20 protein-coding genes are annotated in these 21126 nt (G+C 47.3%); 5 read left to right on the top strand and 15 right to left on the bottom strand.

The window, feature by feature from the left end; translation table 11 throughout:
- Positions 1 to 79: 79 nt before the first annotated feature.
- The 13 genes from deoC to J2S36_RS00855 all read right to left on the bottom strand — a co-directional run bounded on the left by deoC (position 80) and on the right by J2S36_RS00855 (position 15078).
- Positions 80 to 739 carry a deoxyribose-phosphate aldolase gene (gene deoC, locus J2S36_RS00915; protein WP_309954633.1) on the bottom strand — a complete coding sequence of 220 codons (660 nt, stop codon included), beginning with the start codon at positions 737 to 739 and terminating at the stop codon, positions 80 to 82.
- Between the two features lie 57 nt (positions 740 to 796).
- Positions 797 to 2086, bottom strand: a complete 1290-nt coding sequence (locus J2S36_RS00910; protein WP_309954631.1) for a thymidine phosphorylase — start codon at positions 2084 to 2086, stop codon at positions 797 to 799.
- Complete coding sequence (locus J2S36_RS00905) at positions 2086 to 2520, bottom strand: cytidine deaminase (protein WP_309954629.1); 435 nt, start codon at positions 2518 to 2520, stop codon at positions 2086 to 2088. Before J2S36_RS00905 ends, J2S36_RS00910 begins: the two co-directional genes overlap by 1 nt.
- Before the next feature lie 125 nt (positions 2521 to 2645).
- Positions 2646 to 3950, bottom strand: coding sequence for an ABC transporter permease (locus J2S36_RS00900; protein WP_309954628.1), 1305 nt, complete (start codon positions 3948 to 3950; stop codon positions 2646 to 2648).
- Positions 3947 to 5095 (bottom strand): ABC transporter permease, encoded by a 1149-nt coding sequence (locus tag J2S36_RS00895; RefSeq protein WP_309957426.1) that lies wholly within the window; start codon positions 5093 to 5095, stop codon positions 3947 to 3949. The genes J2S36_RS00900 and J2S36_RS00895 overlap by 4 nt, the downstream gene beginning before the upstream one ends.
- A gap of 52 nt (positions 5096 to 5147) precedes the next feature.
- Complete coding sequence (locus J2S36_RS00890) at positions 5148 to 6716, bottom strand: ABC transporter ATP-binding protein (RefSeq protein ID WP_309954626.1); 1569 nt, start codon at positions 6714 to 6716, stop codon at positions 5148 to 5150.
- A 227-nt stretch (positions 6717 to 6943) separates the two neighbouring features.
- A complete protein-coding gene (locus tag J2S36_RS00885; RefSeq protein ID WP_309954624.1) occupies positions 6944 to 8035 on the bottom strand; it encodes a BMP family lipoprotein in 1092 nt (363 codons plus the stop codon).
- A gap of 169 nt (positions 8036 to 8204) precedes the next feature.
- Positions 8205 to 9665: a YhjD/YihY/BrkB family envelope integrity protein gene (locus J2S36_RS00880; RefSeq protein WP_309954622.1), complete on the bottom strand. Its 1461-nt coding sequence runs from the start codon at positions 9663 to 9665 to the stop codon at positions 8205 to 8207.
- A gap of 79 nt (positions 9666 to 9744) precedes the next feature.
- A complete protein-coding gene (locus J2S36_RS00875) occupies positions 9745 to 10572 on the bottom strand; it encodes an exodeoxyribonuclease III (protein WP_309954621.1) in 828 nt (275 codons plus the stop codon).
- Positions 10553 to 11497, bottom strand: a complete 945-nt coding sequence (locus tag J2S36_RS00870; RefSeq protein ID WP_374717341.1) for a bifunctional methylenetetrahydrofolate dehydrogenase/methenyltetrahydrofolate cyclohydrolase — start codon at positions 11495 to 11497, stop codon at positions 10553 to 10555. The genes J2S36_RS00875 and J2S36_RS00870 overlap by 20 nt, the downstream gene beginning before the upstream one ends.
- On the bottom strand, positions 11484 to 12773 hold the full coding sequence (gene glyA / locus J2S36_RS00865; RefSeq protein WP_374717340.1) for a serine hydroxymethyltransferase: 1290 nt from the start codon (positions 12771 to 12773) through the stop codon (positions 11484 to 11486). Before glyA ends, J2S36_RS00870 begins: the two co-directional genes overlap by 14 nt.
- 222 nt (positions 12774 to 12995) lie before the next feature.
- Positions 12996 to 13727, bottom strand: a complete 732-nt coding sequence (locus J2S36_RS00860; RefSeq protein ID WP_309954615.1) for a LuxR C-terminal-related transcriptional regulator — start codon at positions 13725 to 13727, stop codon at positions 12996 to 12998.
- Between the two features lie 34 nt (positions 13728 to 13761).
- Positions 13762 to 15078: a PspC domain-containing protein gene (locus J2S36_RS00855; protein ID WP_309954613.1), complete on the bottom strand. Its 1317-nt coding sequence runs from the start codon at positions 15076 to 15078 to the stop codon at positions 13762 to 13764.
- A gap of 134 nt (positions 15079 to 15212) precedes the next feature.
- Here J2S36_RS00855 and J2S36_RS00850 point away from each other — a divergent pair, with 134 nt between their 5' ends.
- The 5 genes from J2S36_RS00850 to J2S36_RS00830 all read left to right on the top strand — a co-directional run bounded on the left by J2S36_RS00850 (position 15213) and on the right by J2S36_RS00830 (position 18807).
- Complete coding sequence (locus J2S36_RS00850; protein WP_309954611.1) at positions 15213 to 16754, top strand: PspC domain-containing protein; 1542 nt, start codon at positions 15213 to 15215, stop codon at positions 16752 to 16754.
- 89 nt (positions 16755 to 16843) lie between these two features.
- Positions 16844 to 17074 carry a hypothetical protein gene (locus tag J2S36_RS00845; protein ID WP_309954610.1) on the top strand — a complete coding sequence of 77 codons (231 nt, stop codon included), beginning with the start codon at positions 16844 to 16846 and terminating at the stop codon, positions 17072 to 17074.
- 56 nt (positions 17075 to 17130) lie between these two features.
- The gene (locus J2S36_RS00840; RefSeq protein ID WP_309954608.1) at positions 17131 to 17670 is read left to right on the top strand and encodes a YbhB/YbcL family Raf kinase inhibitor-like protein; all 540 of its coding nucleotides are present in this window, start codon (positions 17131 to 17133) and stop codon (positions 17668 to 17670) included.
- Between the two features lie 87 nt (positions 17671 to 17757).
- Positions 17758 to 18234, top strand: a complete 477-nt coding sequence (locus J2S36_RS00835) for a tRNA (cytidine(34)-2'-O)-methyltransferase (protein ID WP_309954606.1) — start codon at positions 17758 to 17760, stop codon at positions 18232 to 18234.
- Positions 18235 to 18495: 261 nt separating this feature from the next.
- A complete protein-coding gene (locus tag J2S36_RS00830; RefSeq protein ID WP_309954604.1) occupies positions 18496 to 18807 on the top strand; it encodes a helix-turn-helix domain-containing protein in 312 nt (103 codons plus the stop codon).
- An 87-nt stretch (positions 18808 to 18894) separates the two neighbouring features.
- Here J2S36_RS00830 and J2S36_RS00825 read toward each other — a convergent pair whose 3' ends face one another.
- Both J2S36_RS00825 and J2S36_RS00820 read right to left on the bottom strand, forming a co-directional pair.
- Positions 18895 to 19773 carry a TrmH family RNA methyltransferase gene (locus J2S36_RS00825; RefSeq protein ID WP_309954602.1) on the bottom strand — a complete coding sequence of 293 codons (879 nt, stop codon included), beginning with the start codon at positions 19771 to 19773 and terminating at the stop codon, positions 18895 to 18897.
- A gap of 224 nt (positions 19774 to 19997) precedes the next feature.
- Complete coding sequence (locus J2S36_RS00820; RefSeq protein ID WP_309954600.1) at positions 19998 to 21092, bottom strand: SPFH domain-containing protein; 1095 nt, start codon at positions 21090 to 21092, stop codon at positions 19998 to 20000.
- Between the last annotated feature and the right edge of the window lie 34 nt (positions 21093 to 21126).

Below are 21126 nucleotides of genomic sequence, written 5' to 3'. Positions count from 1 at the left end.
GAAGAAAGATCCGAATTACTCGGCCAAACTTCCAGGGAGAATTTTCAAGCAAGCGTTCTTTCTGTATGCGCAGAAAAATTTACGCAAGCGTATCGAGCACTGCACGAGAAGCGGATAAGCCAAGACGAGTTGCACCTGCTGCAATCAATTCTGCAGCAAACTTCCCATCCCGAATTCCACCCGAAGCCTTCACCTCAAGTTCATCACCAACAGTGCGCTTCATTAGTTCAACCGCATGTACAGATGCACCGCCTGCAGGATGGAATCCCGTAGACGTCTTCACGAAATCAGCATCAACTTCGTGTGCAATTTCGCAGACCTTTACAATTTCTTCATCCGTCAAAGCAGCAGATTCAATAATCACCTTCAACACCGCGTATGGAATCGCATCACGTACTGAAGCAATATCGAGTGCTACCCCATCCCAATCGTGCTCTTTCACCAAGCCAATATTTACCACCATATCAACTTCGTCTGCCCCTGAGGCAACAGCCAGTGCAGCTTCTGCAGCTTTCACCGCAGGAGCGACAGCTCCCGATGGGAAACCACAAACTACCGCAAGCCGTAATTCTCCCAAATCAACATCCTCTGGAAGAGGCAGCATCGAAGGTGAAATACACACTGAATATGCACCAATTGCGTTCGCTTCTTCAATCAGCGCACGTACATCGTCATAAGTTGCTTCTGGTTTTAGCAGCGTGTGGTCAATCATTCCCGCAACTTGATCACGATTTGCCATTTTATTCTCCTTAAATAATTGGGTTTTTTGAAATAAAAGATTTTCTCGCAAATGCAATTAACTGATTCGCTGCAACACTACCGATTCTGGCAAATCAACACTTTCGCCATATTCTACAGCGCCAGCTAAAGATTCAAATGCACGCTCGAAACGTGATTCCTCATCAGTATGCAGGGTCATCAGCTTCTGCCCCTTCACCACCGGATCACCTGGCTTCGCAAAAAGCTCGATCCCTGCGCCAAGCTGTACCGGTTCGCCTTGCTTTGCGCGCCCCGCGCCCAGACGCCATGATGCCACACCTACACCGAGCGCATCCATCTTCGTGATCACACCACTTTCTTGCGCGATAACATCATGTTGATACTTCGCAACCGGCATTGGCGCATCCAAATCACCGCCCTGTACTGAAATCATTTCGCGCCATTTGTCCATTGCACGACCGTCCTTCAATGCTGCTTCCAAATCAGCATCCGGCTGCCCTGCCGCCCGCACCATTTCACGCGCAAGTGCAAGGGTCAATTCCACTACATCAGCTGGGCCGCCGCCCGCAAGAATCTCGATCGATTCGGCAACTTCGAGAGAATTACCGATCTTCATCCCAAGTGGTGTGGACATATCCGTCAGCAATGCGACTGTATCTACACCAGCATCGGTACCTAAATCAACCATCGTCCGCGCAAGTTCACTTGCCATTGCAAGATCTTTCATGAACGCACCTGACCCGACTTTTACATCGAGCACAAGTGAATCAGTACCTTCGGCAATTTTCTTCGACATGATCGAGGATGCAATCAACGGAATACAATCCACCGTGGATGTTACATCCCGCAGTGCATAAAGTTTTTTATCTGCTGGCGCCAAACCGCTACCAGCTGCGCAGATCACTGCACCCGGCCCTGCTAAGCTAAGCTGATGCATGATTTCATCATTTGCTAAATCAGCACGCCAGCCTTTGATCGCTTCGAGTTTATCAAGTGTACCGCCGGTGTGCCCCAGGCCACGCCCGGAAAGCTGTGGGACGGCAATCCCGAATACTGAAACAAGCGGAGCGAGTGGCAATGTGATCTTATCCCCCACACCGCCGGTAGAATGCTTATCTGCCGTCTTCCGACCAAGACCAGAAAAATCCATTCGTTCACCGGAGTTGATCATCGCATTCGTCCATTGCGAAATTTCTTCTCGATCCATCCCGCGAATAAAAATCGCCATTGCAAGGGCAGCCATCTGCTCATCTGCAACTACACCGCGCGTATAAGCATCAATCGTCCACGAAATCTGTGCTTGTGAAAGTTTTGCACCGTCACGCTTAGTCCGGATTACGTCTACCACATCAAATTTTTCTGCCATTATTCAGCTTCTTTCATTTCCACAACTGGTGAAATTTTCCCCAAATCAGACGGGCCGAATGCCCCTGGAAGCAATTGTGCTAAAGACATCGGTCCTTGCGGCATCGCCACTAAACATTCACTTCCACCGTGCTCATAAATTAGCTGACGACAGCGCCCGCAGGGGGTGATCACTTCATTTTCTTTATTTACACAAGCCACTGCTACTAGTCTGCTAGCTCCTGCACGGATCATCGCGGAAATCATCCCGCATTCAGCACATAGTCCAAGACCCGTGGAAGCATTTTCCACATTACACCCAGTATAGATCACGCCAGTTTCCGTCAATCCTGCCGCACCTACCGGATAGTGTGAATAGGGTGCATAAGCGCATTTCATTGCCGCTTGTGCCTGATAGATCAGTTCTTCCCAATCAAGCATCATTGCTTCATCCATTCAAATCGATTTTCAGATTCATAAAATACGCAAACAACATCTGAGATGAGATAATTTCGGTTAGCCACAATTTTCGAGTGGCTAACCGAAATCTAAATTTATCTCTCCCTAAAATATTGCCTAGCCTACTTCAAATAAGGAATATTCTCTGCAGCTGGTGGACGCGACTTCCCAACAAATCCAGCAACTGCCACAATCGTGACTAAATAGGGAATCATATTCACTAGCTGTGATGGAATTGCAGTCGTCAAACTCGGTACAAGCAATGCCAGAGCCTTCGCAAAACCAAACATCAACGACGCTGCAACTGCACCGATCGGATGCCATTTACCCAAAATCATTGCTGCCAAAGCAATATAGCCGTTACCTGCAGCCATATTGTCAGTGAAGATGAGCCCTGAACCGATCGTGAAAAACGCGCCACCTAAACCAGCAATTGCCGAACCAAGGATCGTATTTAAGAAACGGGTGCGATTAACGTTGATCCCGACTGTATCAGCTGCACGTGGATGTTCGCCGCATGCACGCATTCGCAATCCCCAACGCGAGCGATAGAGGAAAATCGTGAGCACAACTACTGTCACATACATGATGTAAACGAGAATTGTCTGATTGAAAAGCGCTGGACCAATCACCGGGATTTGTGATAACCCCGGAATCGGAAGCGTCTGCAGTGCGTAACGATTCGTATTGAAAAGCTGCGCATTATGGCTCATGATCGTGCCAGCGAAGAAGGTCGTAAGTCCAAGCGCAAGCACATTCAAGACTACACCGACGATGATTTGATCTACACCATAATTCACAGCGAAAAGCGCTAATAATACACCGAGCAGTGCACCCACGATCGGTGCCATTACTAATCCAGCGAAAACATTATGAAAGAAAGAAGCAGCCATTACTCCCGCGAAGGCTCCCACCAAAAGCTGACCTTCGATCGCGATATTCACCACTCCTACGTGTTCACAAACAACACCTGATAGTGAACCAAAGATCAGCGGGGTCGAAATTGCAATTGTGGAAACTAACGTAGATGTGATCGTAACAGCACCAGCTGATCCAGCACCAGCAAAAATCATGAAACCAACTACTGTTAGTAAACCTACGATGATCGCTCCGGTAGTATCGAGGTGACGTTCTAAAGCACCAAATTTTCCACGTGCAACTGCAGAGAAATATGAATATGCCGTCACAATCAAAACTATTGCGAAAAAGATCCAGAGTACTGTGCTTGCAGGAATCGTGAAATCTGGAATCCGGAAATTCTGCTTCGTATCATTCAACCGAATCAGGGTTTCCCCTACCGATCTAACTGCAAAGAAAGCAAGCAGAAAAGCAGCAAAAGTGAAAGTAATTGGTAGCTTCCACGAAATCTTGCGCAGCGCAGAACTACCGGCCGCATTTTGCATTTTCACTTCAGTTTTTACGCTCATGCTACTTCTCCTTTCGCCGTGGATTGTGCCTCTGAAATAGTTGCCACATATTCACGCAGAGTCTTTCCATCAGGTTTCGGCAATCGTACAATGAACCGAACCAATGCTGGTGCAGCAATGAAGAGCACGATCAAAGATTGCAAAATTAAAATCATATCGATTGGCACATCGCGTGTTTGCATCGCATACCCACCCGCTTGGAAGGCACCAAAAAGCAAACCTGAGAAAAATATCCCTAATGGCTTATTTCGTCCAAGCAGCGCAACAGTAATTGCATCGAAACCAATCGATCCGGCAATTCCTGCCGTTACGTAACCAAGTGTGCCAAGCGCCTGGTTCGCACCCGCCAAACCCAGGAAGATTCCCGAACCAACCATTGTGAGTGTAGTGACCCTCGCAATCGACATCCCTGCAGTATGAGCCGCATGGTGATTTGCACCGACGGCACGCAGTTCAAAACCGAAAGTTGAACGTTGCAAGACCCACCAGTAAATAACGGTAGCAAGAATCGCAATAATGATCCCTGAATGTAGCTTGAATGGCGCTGGCAGCAGCATTGGTAGCTGCGCTGTCGGAGATGCTACAGCCGTCTGTGGATTATTCGAGCTTGCTGCTTGCCAATATGGCAGTGAAAGTAAGTATGCCATTGCCAAAGCCGCAATTGAATTTAGCATGATTGTAATAATCACTTCATTGGCGCCCGTTTTTGCCTTCAGGAAACCAGCGATCCCAGCGTACAACCCGCCTGCGAGCATCGCCACAAGAAGTGCTACAAGGAGATGCACACCTACCGGAAGAGTAAGCTTTGTCGCCACCCAAATCGCACCTATTGCACCAAAAAGCAACTGCCCCGTACCACCAATATTAAAAAGACCAGCTTGGAAGCCAAAGCCTAAACCAAGACCCGCAATGATCAATGGAGCCGCATAAACGAGAGTATTTGTGAGCGGAAGGATTGCACGGGTAAAGTTTCTTGCCTGCGGATCAAAGATCGCCCCCCGGAACATTGCATAATATGCTTCTCCCACGTTTGCACCAGCGATCACGATCAGGATCGCCCCAATGAGGAAAGCGAAGATCACTGCCAATAGCGCTACGAGCCACCCTGAGCGCAGCCCAGTATGCAGAAAGCCCTTCAGCCACATACCAGCACTTGGTTTACTGGTTTGAGGAGAATTATTTTTCGTCATTTTCAGTTCACTTCCCTTCTCCGCCAAAATCGCCATCGTGCTTTGTAAACGCTCCATTTACCTGCGCAAAAGCTTCATTTTGTGGCACCCCTGCCATCATCAAGCCCAGCACATCACGCGGAGTATCAGCTGGCACAATCCCCATGATTGCACCGCGATACATTACCGCGATCTTATCGGCGAGTGCCACAACTTCATCTAATTCCGAAGAGACAAGCAGCACCGGTGTGCCGGCATCACGCTCAGCAACAATGCGCTGATGAATAAACTCGATCGAACCTACATCGACGCCACGTGTAGGTTGATTTACCACCAACAGCTGCAGCTGCCGTCCAATCTCACGCGCGACCACTACTTTTTGCTGATTTCCTCCAGAAAGTGTGGAAATCGGATCGTGGATCGAAGTTAGTCGAATATCAAATTCGGTTACTTTTTCTTCTGCATTCCGAATCATTGCGCCTGAATTCAATGCTAAACCGCGAGAAAATGGTGCATGACGGTATTGATCGAGCACCAGATTTTGCGCAATCGAGAAAGCGGCAATCATGCCATCTTTAGAACGGTCTTCAGGTACATAGCCAATCCCCTCTTCGAGATTGGCTTTTACACTCTGCCCAGAAATATTTTTCCCAGCAAGCTTGATCTTCCCTGCCGCAGTTGGAGAAATCCCAATCACTGCTTGTGCAAGTTCAGTCTGCCCATTTCCTTGCACCCCCGCAATCGCCAAAACTTCACCACGGTTGATCACAAAAGAAACATCATTGACCGCAAGCGCACCTGATTCATCGAATACGGAAAGGTTTTCCAATTCCAGACCGATCTCGCCAATCTTTGCCGGTGTTTTTTCGACCTTCATCATTACCGGACGGCCAACCATTTTCGTAGCTAACTCAGCTTCAGATGAAGTTGGGCTCGCTTGCCCAACCACTTTTCCGCGCCGAATCACAGTGATTTCATCGGCAACTGCACGTACTTCGCGAAGTTTATGTGTGATAAAAACAATTGATGTACCTGATGCAGCAAGTTGCTTCATAATTTCCATCAGCTCATCAGTTTCTTGCGGGGTGAGCACAGCGGTGGGCTCATCAAGAATCAATACTTTCGCGTCACGTGAAAGTGCCTTCACGATTTCTACACGTTGCTGGGCACCTACTGGTAAATCTTCAATATATGCATCTGGATCAAGATCAAAACCAAATCGTTTCGAGACTTCAAGCACCGTCTGCCGTGCCTTCTTCAAATCAATCAATCCAGCTTTTTTCGTCGGCTCATATCCCAGCGCAATCGACTCAGCCACGGTAAATACTGGAATCAGCATAAAATGCTGATGCACCATCCCGATGCCAGCTGCCACCGCATCTCCGGGACCTTTAAATTTTACTGGCTTGCCATCAAGCAAAATTTCGCCTTCATCTGGATCATATAATCCATAAAGCACATTCATGAGGGTAGATTTCCCAGCACCGTTTTCACCAAGTAGCGCATGGATTTGCCCCTCTTCGACTACTAAATCAATATGGTCGTTTGCAACCAGGGGACCAAACCTCTTTGTTATCCCCTTCAGCTCAAGCTTCACACCATACCCCTCTCAATAAAATAAAAATAGAAAAGGCATCTTCTTCTTTTTACACCAAACAACCTTTTAAGCCAAACGGTTTCTAGGTAGCAGTTGAGGTTCGGTTTTGGAAAAACCGAACCTCAACGTATTCTACATTTTTCTGCAAGCTAACACTATTTCAGCTGGAAGTTTGCAAAAACTAGCTCCGAGATGCACGGATCTTTCATGTGCTCTCAGCCCAGTTTTTACTTCACTTCAGTAGCGTGCTTGCTTTCGATCTTCAGCTTTCCGGTCTTGATCTCCTCGGTTAGCTTCTCAAGATCCTTCTTGATTTCATCTGATACCTGCGCATCGAAATCATAGAATGGTGCAAGCTTCACGCCACCGTTTTCGAGAGTGCCTACGTATGCGTTGTTATTAAACTTGCCATCTACACCAGACTTGATCGTATCGAAAACAGAAGCATCAATGCCCTTCATGACGGAGGTAAGCACGATCTCCTTGTAGTCTGGATTAGCCTGATACCAATCAGAGTCAACTCCAATGAGCAGCACATTGCCGGCAGCCTTTGCTGCAGCTGCAGCGCCAAGACCCACTGGACCAGCAACTGGCATAATAATATCTGCACCCTGATCAATGAACTGCTGTGCTTGTACCTTGCCAAGAGCCTGATCATCGAATGAGTTCACAAATGCACCTGTTTGGGCTTCCTTATCCCAACCGAGTAGTTCAATATTTTTGCCTTTAGCTTCGTTGTATGCTTTCACACCGTCAGCAAAACCATCCATAAAGATTTGTACGGACGGAATTGGCATCCCACCGAAAGTTGCGACCTTCCCCGTCTTGGTTACGCTTGCTGCTACGTAACCGCCAAGGAAAGCTGCTTCTTGGGTGTTAAAGAGCAGCGCACGACCATTCTTCACATCTACTGGCTTCCCATCAGATCCAGAAAATCCTGAATCGATCAGGGCATACGAAAGATCAGTATTATCTTGTGCGGACTTCGTAATTGCCGGAGCAAGTTTATATCCAACACCAATCAGCAGATTACAGCCATCTTGTACCATCTGCTGTACATTTGGTTCGAAATCTGTATCAGCTGAAGATTCTGCTGTATTATGCTGGATCTTCAGCTCGGCAATCGCCTTATCCAAACCATTCTTTGCAGACTCGTTGAACGACTTATCTTTCCAACCACCAGCGTCAGAAATAATACAAGCCTTGTAGTCTACACTTTTTCCCTCTTTGCCTGCATTGTTTGCATCGCCACCGCCACAAGCAGTAAGTGCAAGTGTGGCAGCTGCCGCGATGGCAAGCAGTGAATTTGACTTCTTCACGTGATTTTCTCCTGATTTGTGTGTATTGCTCAGGCTAGTGCATCAGCTCCGAGCACTGTTTGTTCACCGACTAATAATAACGCATCACCACGTTAAATGCTCAAATATTTCAAAATCAAACTAAAATTCTTTTTCATTCCTGATCCGCAAATATTTCGCAGCTTTCATATCACTTCTCACTACGCCATATTCCAGCAGACGGCACTGCATAATTATAAGGATCAAAACCAGCTTGCTGCGTCTGCGCAGCCTTTCTTGCTTCCCACTTTGCCTTACGCTCAGCAGATTTTATTTCTTCAGCTTCTCTTGCAGTCTTTTCCGCAATTTGTATCCGCTCTTTTTCAGCCTGCGCCTGCTTTTGTGCGATCTGCCGATATTCGGCTTCAAGCTCTAAAGCGCCAGCTGCCACTTCTTGATTTACTTTCCGCATAAATCCAGCACGTAAATCTGGAAGCACCACACCCGTGATCGGATCATGAGCCCACGCAAGTGTACGCAAATCAGATTTGGTCACGTAATTTGGCGCATCATTAGCGTGCGGAAAATAATCATTATTCAAGACAAGCGCTTCTGGCGGATTCGCGATGAAAGCAGCAGCATTGAGCGTGATCCGAGCAATCAGATTGACCCAGAGCAGAATCGTCACAATCGCAGCAAAAGGAGCTAAAAGCGGATTATCCGCAACAGATGAGACTGCAGAAGTCCCCAAGCCACGGACTACGGACGAAAGCACACCTGCAAGCAGTGAACCAAGCCAGAGATCACGCCGAGGCGCTTTAATTCCAGCGAGAACCACAAATATAAAAATAAATACTAACGTATCCACAAATACACCAACGAGAAACGTTAATCCCATTAGCAAAATTCGTGCCCACTGCCCCGGAAGATTCAAAAACTCAAAAATTTGATCTGCAAAAATACTCGCACCGCCTGCAATCACCGTGGAGATCACCACGCTCACTCCGAGCACTAAGAAAGCTCCCAAATCGCGAATCTTTTGTGAAATGAAAACCATCGGCAAACTGGCAATGCCAAACATATTCCAGATTGCCAAACGCAAACCCGACATCAACGAAAGTGCCGACCACAACACAATCAGCAAGGAAATTAACGTCACGATATTGAAAGGATTTTCGACAATCAAATCTTCTGGATTGAGCAAACCATTCGGATTTTCAGCAGTTTGCAGAACTCCTGGCAGTACACTATTAGTTTTCTCAATAAAGGAATCAAAAATTTCGCGATTACTGCCAATTGCTGCTGCCAAAAATGTCAGCGCGATCGTCAGCGAACCAGCAATTGAGAAAAGCGCAGAATATGCAATCCCACCTGCTAAAAGATATCCCCGCCCGTTAACATAACGAGAATTTGCGCGCAGCAAACGCGTACCATTCAAATACGCCAACAGTTTAAAAAGCTTGGCTGCAATCGTATCCGCAGGAGCTGCTTTTTTCCGTTCATTTTCCCAAGTTGGACTGCCTTCAAGAGCACCATCAAGCTCCGCATTTACTTTTGCAAAGCCGATCTTGCGTTGCCGAATCTGGGCTTGTGCTAAATCCAGCGGACGCTCTTTTCGTGGATCTTCATCTGCTACTAGTTTACGTGAACTATCTGATACTTGCTTCGTCATCATCCATTCCCTATAGCATTTTGCGATATCAATCTGCTGACGGAAAATACATACCGCAGATTTCTGTATTTCGTATTATTTAGTTATATTCAATCACGAGCGGAGCATGGTCTGAGAACCGCTGCGCATATTCTGTTGCACGATCGATTTGGAAATTCACCGCTCGCTTAGCTAATCCCGCATCTGCAAGCTGATAATCGATCCGCCAGCCAGCATCGTTATCAAAGGCTTTTCCGCGCTGCGACCACCACGTATATGCTCCCTGCACCTGTGGTGTAAGCATCCGTTGCACATCTACATATCCAAGGTCGGTAAGCCATTTTTCGAAATAAGCAATTTCAGTATCAAGTACCCCTGCCGTCCGATTGTGATTCGACTTCCAATTCTTGATGTCAAGCGCAGTATGCACGATATTGAAATCCCCTGCGATGAGCACATGCGCATACTCACGCCGGTTCATCAACTCTGTAAGCCGCTGGGTAACTCGCTCTAAATGACGATATTTGGCAGCCATCTTCGCTTCGTCCGTAGCTACCCCAGAATGCAAGTATGCACTAATAAAAGTGGTATCCAGTGCCGGTAAATCAACCTCTACCCAGCGCCCAGTATCTACCGCAGGCTCATTTTCCTCCGCAGATAATCCTGCCGCAAGGCCAATCCGGACCTGCCCAACTTCAATTCCATCACGGACGGCAACTGCCACTCCTGCGCGCCCTTTCAACTCACTGGCTTGCTGGAAAACCTGATACGCAATACCAGATTCCCCGATCAGCTGTGCCGCGATTGCTTCGGGTGCACGTACTTCTTGGAAAAGCAGCACGTCGGCATGAGTTTGCGTGATCCACTGCCCCATCCCCTTCCGAGCTGCGGCACGGATCCCATTCACATTACACGTCGCAATCCGCATTGATTTTCCTCATTTCTGAATTATTTTGTGACAGCTGCCGATGTGCCGTTTCCACAATATTTTGCAGTAGCATCGCACGCGTCATTGGACCTACTCCACCTGGATTTGGGGTGAAATACCCTGCTACTTCACTTACTGCTGGATCAATATCGCCATAAATTTTTGCTTTGCCCGTCGCTGGATTGATACCGCGACTCACGCCCACATCAAAAACGGCTGCTCCCGGTTGAATCATCGCAGGTTGCAGTAAATATTTATGACCAACCGCCATCACCACCGCATCGGCACGCAAAGTATGCTCAGCTAAATTTTTTGTTGCACTATGGCAAATATCTACTGTGGCATTCACATCTGCGCGCGTCAGCAGCAGTGAAAGCGACCGTCCGACGGTGATTCCGCGCCCCACGATGCACACATTTTTCCCTTGCCAATCAAAACCGCCACGGCGACCAAGCTCAATCACACCGCGTGGAGTACATGGCACTGGCGTATTTAACGCACCTTTCACGCTTAATACCAGCTTTCCCAGATTTGCCGGATGCAAGCCGTCAGCATCCTTTTCCGGTAATATCGCAGCAAGTATTTGATCTTGATTGATCCCTGCTGGCAGCGGTAGCTGCACGATAAACCCGGTACATTCTGGAGCTGAATTGAACTCGTGCACTGCCGCAATGATATCGTCTTGTGTAGCCCTCGCAGGCAGGTCAATACGCAAAGACGAAATTCCGATTTCGGCACAATCGCGATGTTTTCCTGCCACGTAAATTTGTGACCCTGGATCATCACCAACCATAATCGTGCCGAGTCCGGGAGTAATCCCCTTCTTTTTAAGTGCTGCAACTTGTTGTGCAAGCTCAGATTTAATTTGCGCAGCAACGGATTTTCCGTCAAGAATCTTTGCCGTCATTGCTTTAGTGCACCTGATCTAAATTTGGATACAGCGGAAAATCTGCAGTGAGCTTTGCGACCCGCGCAGCCAAGACGGCTTTATCGGCCTGCTTTCCGTCACGTAAAGCAATCGCAATAATATCGGCAACTTCCGTGAACTCAGCAGCCCCAAATCCACGCGTAGCTAAAGCTGAAGTACCGATCCGCAATCCGGAGGTCACAGCTGGCGGACGAGGATCGAATGGGATTGCATTCCGATTTACCGTGATATTGATTTCGTGAAGGAGATCTTCAGCTTCCTTCCCGGTTAGTTCACTCGCGCGCAAATCTACAAGCAATAAATGCACATCCGTACCACCAGTAAGCACCGATACGCCTGCATCAGCTACATCTGCTTCCAGCAGCCGCTGCGCAATTATCTTTGCTCCTGCTACCGTCCGCTGCTGGCGCTCCCGAAATTCTGCACTCATCGCAATCTTCATCGCAATCGCTTTTGCCGCAATCACATGCATCAATGGCCCACCCTGCTGACCAGGGAACACTGCAGAATCAAGCTTTTTCCCCAGCGGTTCCTTGTGTTTTGCTAAAATCATCCCTGAACGAGGGCCACCAATCGTCTTATGGATCGTAGTAGTTACCACATCAGCATATTCCACTGGATTTGGATGCAAACCAGCTGCCACCAACCCTGCAAAATGTGCCATATCGATCCACATATACGCATCAACTTCATCTGCAATTGCACGGAAAGCAGCAAAATCTTCGATCCGCGAGTATGCACTCCACCCAGCAATAATCATCCGCGGACGATGCTCCAAGGCCATTTGCCGCACCTGCTGCATATCAATGAGATAAGTTTCAGGATCCACACCGTATGCCACACAATGATAATTTTTGCCCGAAAAGTTTAATTTCATCCCATGGGTAAGGTGCCCGCCGTGCGCCAACTCAAGCCCCAGCACTGTCTCACCTGGCTGCAATAATGCGTGATAGATCGCCGCATTTGCTTGTGCACCTGCATGCGGCTGCACATTCACATATTCGGCACCAAATACTTTTGCCGCACGCTCACGGGCAAGATTTTCAGCAATATCTACAAATTCGCATCCACCGTAGTAGCGCCGCCCCGGATACCCTTCAGCATATTTATTCGTGAGTACTGAACCCTGTGCCTGCAATACGGCACGCGGGACAAAATTTTCTGAAGCAATCATCTCTAGTGTGTTGCGCTGTCGCGTTAATTCTTGCTCAAGCACTGTTGCGATTTCTGGATCTACCTGCACAAGCGGTTGGTTTAGCAAATCAGTATTCATCATGGGGGAATGCTCCTTTAGCAAAGTCCGTGAAATATCCACGGCGAATCACGACCGTCATGATCACTACAAATGTATCTGACTATGGTACCTGAAATGGAAACTTCTCGAAAAGCGGGCAGCTTGCCCAAGGTTTAAGATGAGGCACCCGCAATTTTGGTCAATACCGTTTAGCTGCAGCTAAATCCGGCTGATATCGTAATCCGAATACGCTGATTTTAACTATTCAATTCCGCGTGCAGCTGCCCACCTTGTAAGTTCACGCCGGTTTGAAAGCTGAAGTTTGCGCAACACCGCCGAGACATGACTCTCTACCGTCTTAATCGAAATAAATAATTCAGAAGCCACCTCACGATACGTATAGCCCCGCGCAATATACCGCATCACCTCTTGTTCGCGGATCGAAAGCCGATCAAGCTCAGCATCAGTTTGTGCTACTTCCGTCGCCCCTGAGCCGAATGCATCAAGCACGAATCCAGCCAAACGCGGCGAAAATGCCGCATCTCCGGAAGCTACCCGATTCATTGCATCTGTTAATTCACTGCTGGAAATTGATTTCGTGACGTAGCCGCGAGCGCCTGCCCGGATCACACTTACCACATCGCTGGCTGCATCCGAAACGGAGAGTGCCAGGAACTTCGGTTGCCATGCTGGCGCAGATACACGATTTTTGCATATTGCGTGGACCCGCCGCACGACCTCAGCTCCGCCACCGCCAGCTCCACCGGGTAGATGGACATCCAAAAGTACCAGATCGCATTCAATATTTGTAATTACGTTGACGGCACTATCTACGTCAGCTGCTTCGCCTACTACCTCGTATCTTATCGGCTGGTTGTTTTCTGGATTAGCCGATGCAGAAAATTGCGCGGTGTTTTGCGCAGAGAGTTGTTCGAGTTGTACACGGATCCCGGAACGTACTAAATCGTGGTCGTCAACGATAATGATCTTCATTGCTGCTTCCTTAGTTATCTTGATACATTGCAGTTTACCCCTGATATTTTAGGTGTACTTCAGTGCCGCCACTTTGCAGTGGAGAGCGAATTTCTGCGCTGCCGCCGATACGCCTCAGACGTCCGATAATTGAATCGCGAATCCCTGCTCGATCGGGAGCAATTGTGTGCGGATCGAATCCAGGTCCACGATCGCGGATCCAGACTTCGATTGATTGTCTGAGAATAAGGTGGTCTTTCTGCACTGCTAGATGTGCTTGTTGTACTGTTTCTCCAGATTTTTGCCCGGCCATAGTTTGCCGTAGTTCAGCGTAGAGTGAGACTTCTTTTTCTCCTCCGTATTTGCATGCATTTGTTATTGCCTCACGAGTGGCTGCAAGAACAGCACGTACACTCGTATCAGGTTTACAATCACCGGTTATCACCGTATTGATTTCTTTTTGGTAGCGTCGTTCTAATTCTTGAGCGATTTCGCGAAGTAGTGCAGCTGTCGAAGTGTCTTCGTTCTGCCGTTCAGAATATAGATATTTGCGCAAATCCTGTTCTTGTAGTCTGGCTAAAGTACGCACTGCATCGGCATCGTCGGCGCGTGCTCTGATCAAAGCTAAGCTTTGCAGTACTGAATCGTGCAAATGGGCTGCCATATCAGCACGTACTGATTCGCGTGCCTTTTGCGCAGCTGTCTCGCGTAATGAAAATTTTAGTCTTAATACGGCAGGATAGAAGACTAAGCAAAGTGTGATCACGGTGATCAACGCGATCGTCAAACTTAGGAAAAATGGATTCCTGGGAGCAATTTCGAGCACCAAGATGACGGCTCCAACTACGCAAATCCCTCCGCCAATCACTGCAACGACTTTCCGTGCCGCATTGAGAGCTGTGGTTTCGCGCTTATTTCGCTGTGAATCAATTGGTGTAGACCAGATTATTCCTGCTCCCGCGAGTAGCATAAAGCCTGCGCCAAGAATTCGTATTTCACGATTACCTGGAGCGATACCAGTTGTAATGAGGAAAAATGCTCCCGCACTGATGAGCACTGCGACCAAGAGAAACCAGCTCTTTGAAGATTCGTGATCTTCGCTAGTTGGGCCAAGGTCTAATCCGCGTGCTAACCGCTGATTTTGGATCTCGATCTCATATTCGCGCCGGTACCACGGTACAAGGATCCAGAGGAGTAAATAAAGCAATGGAATTACTCCCGTAAATGTGAGCATGATAAAGGCCAGGCGCCAAATCCACGCAGGCATGCCAAGGTGTACGCTTAATGCCCGGCAAACGCCACCAAAAATCCGTGGTCCTTGCCGATAAAAAGGCGGACGGTGTGATTTTTCTTCCTGAGATATTCCATTCACTCTTCGATATTGGCAAATTTAGGCGAATTTGAAAAGGTTTAGCAAAAATTTCAGGGTCATGCTCGCAGGTTTCAGGGTAATTTCAGGGTTGTTCATGGTCGTTTTATTTGCGACGTTCAGGAACAATTGAAGCCATGGACAGGTTTTTTCAAAGTTTGCGAAATGGAAACTATCGACGCACCGAAGATGCATTATTCGGCGGAGTGTGTGCTGGCCTGGCACACCACTGGAGAATTGCGCCGATTCTGGTGCGAATCGCTTTTCTCTTATTGCTTTGCATGGGTGGAATGACTTTCCTGATTTATGGTTTTGCTTGGATTTTGATCCCGAGAGATCAAGACCAAAAAATAGAACTTGAACAAGCACTGCGTGGAAATCCGAGTGCAAGTACTGCTGGAGCTATTGCATTTATGATGCTGGGCAGTTTTTCGATTTTTGTTTCCAGTGCCGGTTTATTTGGGCTTTTGGGAGAATCGGTGCAGGAATTGTTTTATCTGCATATTTTTCTGGTGACGGCACCGATTGTCTTCGTAATGATTCTGCTGGTTCTCGCACATAGTTTTTATTATCGGAAAGTTGCAGCAAATTCTGCGCCAGCTGCATTGGATCCGGATTTTATCAAACAGCATCAATTTGAAACCAGCTCCCAGCAAAACCATGAAAATGCAACTCCAGATTTTAGCTCCGGGGATTCTTTTTCTGCGCATTTGCAACAACAAAAGATGGACGATAAAACCACGCATCAGGAGTTCACAGCGCAAATGCCCAGATCTCAGATGACTGTTTTAGATCACAATGCCGTGCCAAATTTTTCGCCCTACTATGAAAGCCGGGTTGATTTCGGAAGCGATTATGCTGAGCGTAGTCCGCATATATCCGGTCGTTTTGCGCTGATTACTATTTCCGTGATTCTTGTTTTGATCGCACTCGCATTGGCTTTTCTGCCACATACCTACGGCTCATGGGCGATCATGGCTGGAATAATCAGTGCTTGTCTTGGAGTAGCAGTCTTGATTGCAGGAATCAGAGGGTTACGCGCTACCTGGCTCACGTTTTTTACTTGGATTGCAGCTGTCCCCACTGTGCCTGCAATTTTCTTCGCATTGCTGCTCCCGCATGAAGTAACTTTGAATGAAGATACTCAGGTTTTTGCGAAGAATTTCACTGATGTTTCGAGTGTGAAATCTCAGCAAAATAGCGCTGCGCTCTTTGATTTTACTCACCGTGTGATAAACGATCATACTCCATCAGGGGATGTGCAACTCGCGGCAGGGGCAGCAGGTTCAATGAAATTCAAAGTTCCTGACGATCAGGCGGTAATTTTCAAAATCAAAGGGATCGGAGTTATCACGCTCTATTCCCTGCAAGAGTGGAATGTGCAGCATCAAGACATTCTCACCAGCACACAGTTGCCTGATTTCATTGATGGCAATAGTGAGGCGATAATCCGCCCTGCGATGCAAGATTTATTTTTGCGGAGCGGCGAAACACTCACGCTGACTTCCCCCGCCGCACGAAAAAATCCGCAGCAAGCACGCACGATCGAAGTGATATTTGGGTTTGGCGGAGTACTTATTGAGAGCACCGCCCCTGACGGGCAGGAACTTGCAGATTACGTACGCAGCCTGATACATCATACTTCAGAGCGCCTCACGCAGCAGGTACCTGCGCCTTAAAACATACCTCCAAAATTAGCTTATGCGATTGGCTGGCGTGAGAGTTTTTCAAAAAATTATTTATTCAGAATTCACCGGAAGGAGATAAAATGCGTGTAAGTACCACAATTTTCGGAATTTTTAGCCTGATTTTAGGGATGGTCGCAATTTGGGCCGGAATGGGTGGAAGTATCAATATGCGGATGCTGATTGTTTGTTTCCTGGCAGTGCTGGCAGTTATTCTCGGTGTCGCAGCGTTACTACCGGCAAAACCGCAGAAAACTGACGATCCTGAGGAGAACTTGATTTTCGCTCGTAAATCCGAAACACCACAATCGTAAGATGATCCACTCCAAACAAAACCCGTCTGTTTTCAAACAAATGTTAATCTGAAAATATGAATTTAGAACGCCCCATTGCTCCAGATCCATACGATCTGCTTCCGCAAGTACCAGGTTTCGTTTTACACAGCAAAACGATCCGCGACGGCGAATCAATGCCGCCCGAATTGCAAGCAAAAGGTGGAAATGCTGCGCCAGATCTTTCCTGGTCAGGTTTTCCGGCAGAAACTGAAAGCTTCGTAGTTACTTGTTTCGATCCAGATGCACCAACACCGTCAGGATTCTGGCATTGGATGGTAATCGATATCCCTGGTGAAATCACCGAGCTGCCATTCAATTCTGGAGAGTCTGATTTATATCTCCCCGGGCCAGCCGTGCATATACGTAATGATGCAAACGAACCTTCCTACTATGGCGCAAATCCACCAGCTGGCGATCGTCCGCACCGCTATATTTTTGCAGTTCATGCGCTTGACGTGCCAAGTCTTGAACTTGATCCGGAGAATGTGTCCTGTGCCGCTGTTGCGTTTAATGCACTTTTTCATACAATTGCCCGTGCGCGGATTACCGTCACGTATCAAAACACGTCACAATGAGCAAAAGTACATAATATGGTGCAGACACCGGTAGAATACACTGCCGATAAGAATATTCAAAGCACTCCGAAATAAAAGAAAATCAATATGCTACATTTCGTTTTTCATAATCCCGTCATTGCCGGAAATACCGGTAATGCAATACGCCTTGCCGCATGCACTGGCGCAATGCTACACCTCATCGAACCGCTTGGGTTTAATTTCGATGACGCACATCTAAAGCGCGCTGGTCTTGACTATCATGATTTGGCAGATCTGCAGATTCATCATTCTTGGGAAGATGCGAAAGCGTATTTTGATCCTGCCACTCGTATTTTCGCCTTCACATCACATACTGAAAACAGCTATGCGCAGGAGCAATATCGTGATGGTGATGTGCTGCTTTTCGGCACAGAGCCAACGGGACTTCCCCAAGATATCCTCACAGATTCGCGCATTACCAAGCATCTGCGAATTCCAATGCTTCCAGCAAGACGTTCATTAAATCTTTCAAATTCAGCTTCGATCGCTGTCTATGAAGCGTGGCGGCAGCTAGGTTTCCCTGGAGCAGGCGGAGCGAACTAAATATTCGTGTGCGATAAATACCAGACTACTTTATTTTCAAAGCTGAACTAAATTAATTAGCGGCTATCCCGAAGCTGTAATTCCCTCAGGCAAAAGCAGCATATAAAGTCTCTTCATTTTTCCAATAGGCAAGATTTCCCCGCTGCCCACAGCAATCCAGTCTCTCCCTACACTGCACGAAATTGTGGATACATTTATAAATTTTTCACTGCTGGATTTACCCTGCTGCATTTGGCTGGTTATACCCCGATTATTTGAAGCATGTATACAGATAGTGCAATTGAAAAATTAGTCGCAAAATCTCTCGCCGCTACAATCGTAAAAAGACGGAAAGAGCTGAACCTTTCGCAAGAAAAGGTTGCATATGGAGCTTCACTTGATCGTTCACATTATCAAGTTATTGAAGCCGGGATTGGGAATCGGAAAACACTTACACCCGCAAATCCGCGGTTGAGCACACTACTCCACTTGGCAATAGCACTGGATTGCTCGCTTTTGGATTTACTCAAAGAGACTTCCGAACTTTTTGAACGCTACCGGAAGGCAGCTAAATCAATGCAAAATCAAGCATAAGTATTAAGCCTAGTTTTAGTTTGACACAACTTGTTCCAAAAGATGCCACTATTACGGTATTCACAACAGCTAACGCAAATACTGTGCTTATTTTTCTGCTTGTAGTTCCCAGGCTGCAAGCGCACCTGCAGCAGCTACGTTGAGGGAATCGACTCCGTGTTGCATTGGAATGATTACCCGATGCGTAGTTGCTGCAATTGTGCGATTACTCAATCCGTCCCCTTCCGTGCCAAGAACTAACGCAATTCGTGAATTTTCAGCCCGCACCTGTGGCAATTGCGCAAAATCTCGCAGCCCAAGGGAATCGGGCCGCAATGCTAACGCTGCACTGATCCACCCGTCTTGATGCAGCTTTTCCAAATCATTTGGCCAATTTTCCAGACGAGTCCAGGGAATTTGAAATACGTTTCCCATCGCCACTTTTATTGAGCGACGATATAACGGATCTGCACATGATGGCGTTACAAGAATACCGTCTACTCCGAGAGCGGCTGCAGAACGAAAAATCGCACCTACATTTGTATGATCAACAAGATCTTCGAGGATAAAGATGCGTGCCGCGCGACTTGCGGAAAATCGCTGCATAAACTTGTCGAGCGACTCAAGCGCTGGTCGATTCATTGCCGCCATCGCGCCGCGATGAATTCTAAACCCAGTAATTTCATGAATTTGTGCTTCATCAACTACAAAAACCGGCACTTCTGAAGTATCAAATTCGGCGTGCGCAAGAATCTGCGATATTTCAGGAAGCCATTTTTCGGCTGAAAGAATTGCTCGCGGGAGATGATTTGCACTCATAGCACGTGCAATTACTTTTAGCCCCTCAGCCAGGTATAAACCTCTTTCAGTTTCCAGTTTCCGGCGCAATGCGACATCAGTTAGTTTAGTAAAATCTGCCAGTCTCGGATCATCTAAGCACACATTTTGCACAATCTGCACGCGTTTCCCACTTTCTTCCGAGATCACAAAGTCATCTTGCCATTATGATCAAAATATCTTCGTCAAACTATCAATGCTAGTTACTGTTATTTTAGTGCGTCGGATAAAAATTGCTCTGGAGGCTGTACGAAACGCTCCAGAGCAATTCAAATTTAATTTATTTCACGGCAGATACTCATTCAATTCAGAAATTGAACTGACTTCAGCTCCTTCGCTTCAGAAACTGATCCTGCCGCGAAGTTGTTGACTACTTAGTTTGGCTGTTGTCCAAGCAGGTCTTGTTTATCTGCTGGCTTGCCTGAGCGCGTACCTGATTCTTCAGCTTCACTAGTAGCACGGTCTGCTTCACCCTTCGCATTTGCGAGTGCCTCATCAATATCTGGAAGGACGGTATTTGCAAGCGTATCGGAGATTTCCCCTTCACTGCCGAAGTCTACTTTGATTTCTTCTTCTGGAGCTTTCCCAGTGAAACCTTTCGTCACAGAGTCAAGTGCAGCAGTAAGTTCGGTTGGTACGATCCAAAGCTTCGAAGACGCAGAATTAGCAATCAGCGGCAAAGTCTTGATGTATTCATAGGAAAGCAGTTTCGGATCAGCATTTCCACGGTGTACTGCATCAAATACCTGCAAAATTGCGCGACTTTCACCCTGTGCTTTCAAGATCGTCGATTGTGCTTGACCTTCCGCACGCAAGATTGCCGATTGCTTCTCACCTTCCGCAGTAAGAATCGCCGACTGCTTCACGCCTTCCGCAGTCAAAATTGCGGCACGACGATCACGCTCTGCCTTCATTTGCTGCTCCATCGCAGATTGCACAGTCGCCGGCGGATCAATTGCTTTCAATTCCACGCGGGAGACACGAATCCCCCAACGTCCAGTAGCTTCATCAAGCACTCCACGGAGTTGCCCATTGATTTGATCACGACCCGTGAGAGCTTGTTCCATATCCATCGAGCCGATAATATTACGCAACGTAGTCACAGCAAGCTGCTCAATTGCGGACATTGGATCAGCAATTTCATATGTAGCTGCCTCAGGCTGGGTCACCTGATAGTAAATCACGGTATCAATATTTACCACGATATTATCGGAAGTAATCACTGGCTGTGGCGGAAACGGCACTACCTGTTCACGCATATCGATACGTTGCCGTACAGAATCAATGAACGGAACAAGGAAATGCAGACCAGGTGTCAAGGTCTTATGATATTTTCCAAGCCGTTCAATAATATACGTGTATCCTTGATGTACTTGCAGCACTGAACGAATGATTGCAATTACAACCGACAATGCAAAGATTACCAGCACCAATGTGACGATAATACCGCCAATAGCTTTTGGCTCCATAGTTGCTCCTAACTTTTTAGATAAAACTTTTCTG

The organism is Arcanobacterium hippocoleae (genome assembly GCF_031456295.1).
Classification (GTDB): Bacteria; Actinomycetota; Actinomycetes; order Actinomycetales; family Actinomycetaceae; genus Arcanobacterium_A; species Arcanobacterium_A hippocoleae.
This window is presented reverse-complemented; position numbering and strand designations above follow the sequence as displayed.